Annotated in this window: 1 protein-coding gene and 1 pseudogene; both read left to right on the forward strand. The window is 68.9% G+C overall.

Translation table 11 applies throughout. The features are described 5' to 3' along the window. A pseudogene (locus tag BJF77_RS20755) lies at positions 1-460 on the forward strand (short-chain dehydrogenase); the annotation flags it as partial. Then, a complete protein-coding gene (locus BJF77_RS18815) occupies positions 460-1,089 on the forward strand; it encodes a TetR/AcrR family transcriptional regulator (protein ID WP_075873123.1) in 630 nt (209 codons plus the stop codon). The pseudogene BJF77_RS20755 and the gene BJF77_RS18815, both read left to right, overlap by 1 nt. Positions 1,090-1,735 lie beyond the last annotated feature (646 nt).

Consider the following 1,735-nt stretch of genomic DNA (forward strand, 5'->3'; position numbering starts at 1 on the left):
CCTGCACGGTGTGAGCAGCTACCGGCGGTGGGCGCGGTATGGGCAAAGCAAGCTCGCGAACCTGCTGTTCGTCCACGAGCTGGATCAGCGACTGCAGGCGGCGGCCGACACGGTGACCGTCGTCGCGGCGCACCCAGGTGTTGCCAACACCAACCTCTCCAGCGGATTCATTGGTCCTGCGGGCCCGATGCGCACGGTGGTGCGTGCCCTGCAGTCGCGCATTTCGCAGCCCGCCGCCGCGGCGGCCCTGCCGTCCCTGCGCGCTGCGACGATGCCCGACGTCCGCGGCGGCCAGTACTACGGGCCTGGCGGCCTCGGCCAGGGGCGCGGGGCCCCGGTGCTCGTCAGCCGCTCCCGTGCTGCATACGACGACGCCGTTGCCGCCCGGCTCTGGCAGGTCAGTGAGGACCTGACGGGAGTGACCTACCCGGATCTGCCGGCCCCTGGCGAGGCCCGTTGATGGACGTCGAGCCCAACCCAGCGCCTCCTGCGACGGGGGCACGAGGACGGTCGGACGCGGCACGCAACACCGAAGCCGTCCTGCTCTCCGCGCGTGCGGTGTTCGCCGACCGGGGTGCGAGTGCCACCATTCCCGAGATAGCCCAGCGGGCAGGAGTCGGGAACGCCACCGTCTACCGGGCTTTCGGCTCCAAGTCGGGCCTGCTCGCCGCGGTGGGTCAGGATCTGCTCAGCTGGGTCTCCCAGCGGATCGCCGAGGCCATGGCGGACGCGACCCAGCACGGCGCCGCGGCCTGGCCTGCTTTCCTGGAAGACCTGTTCGAGCGGCTCCGGACGGACCGCATGACCCTGAGCCTTTTGTGCGGAGAGCTCATTCCAGGTCTGGGCACGGCCGAGGTCGAGGTTCGCGCGGCGATGGGCGCTCTCGTATCTCGGATGCGCGAGGTCGGAGCGCTGCGCCCCGACGTCAACGTGGACGACGTGACCATCCTCGTCACCGGCTGCGCCACCGGCCTCGACCACGCACGGCAACAAGACCCCGCCCAGTGGCGGCGCTTCGCCGATCATGTGCAACGAGCCCTAGCACCGTCGACGCCGAGCCGTGGGACGACGCCTGCACCGTCAGGTTGAACCGGGTAGCCCGCGACGTCGCCGGGCTCGCCCGGGTCTGCCAGCCGCCACGGGCGCCAGACGTACCGCGGGCCGACGGCGCCCCCGAACGGTCGCCTTGTCGGGATCACTCCGTGACGGACCTATCTGCGAGACCGGTCCACCGGGTCTCCTCGCGCCGGAATAAACGCTTTGCCGCGTGCCGGGGGCTTGACCGCGGTATCCACCAGATCACCGAGGAGAACTCTTATCCTCCGCACACACCTGGCGGTCCACCACGATGCAAGGCCTGCGCGAAAGCTGCTCAACACCGCTACTACCAGAAGACCAAGGACAAGCAAAAAGCCGCCAGGGACGCCCGCAAGGTCTCTCTTGGACAAACTCTGGAGCACTTCGGCGGTGATAACACACGCCCTTCATGAGCCGTCTCATATTCCCGGACTTACACGACTCACCGAGAATCCGCGCTCCATTGCGGGGCTGTCGCTGGAAGTCGCCCCCCCCCAGGGCATCCGCCCACTGCTGCACGGGCAGTGAGCCCATGCGAAGGTGGTAGTGGCCACCGGTTGACCGAGGCAACAGCGGTCATCGCGTTGCGGCGTGGTGAGACGCAGGGAATACTGGCGCACCGGTCTGATGACCGCCGGGATCCTCGGTGACCGAGGCC

Source organism: Kocuria sp. CNJ-770, from assembly GCF_001942375.1.
GTDB lineage: Bacteria > Actinomycetota > Actinomycetes > Actinomycetales > Micrococcaceae > Kocuria > Kocuria oceani.

What these genes read in the sequence shown, in the direction of transcription:
- BJF77_RS18815 (WP_075873123.1), top strand. Translation starts at nt 460, where the DNA reads ATGGACGTCGAGCCCAACCCAGCGCCTCCTGCGACGGGGGCACGAGGA.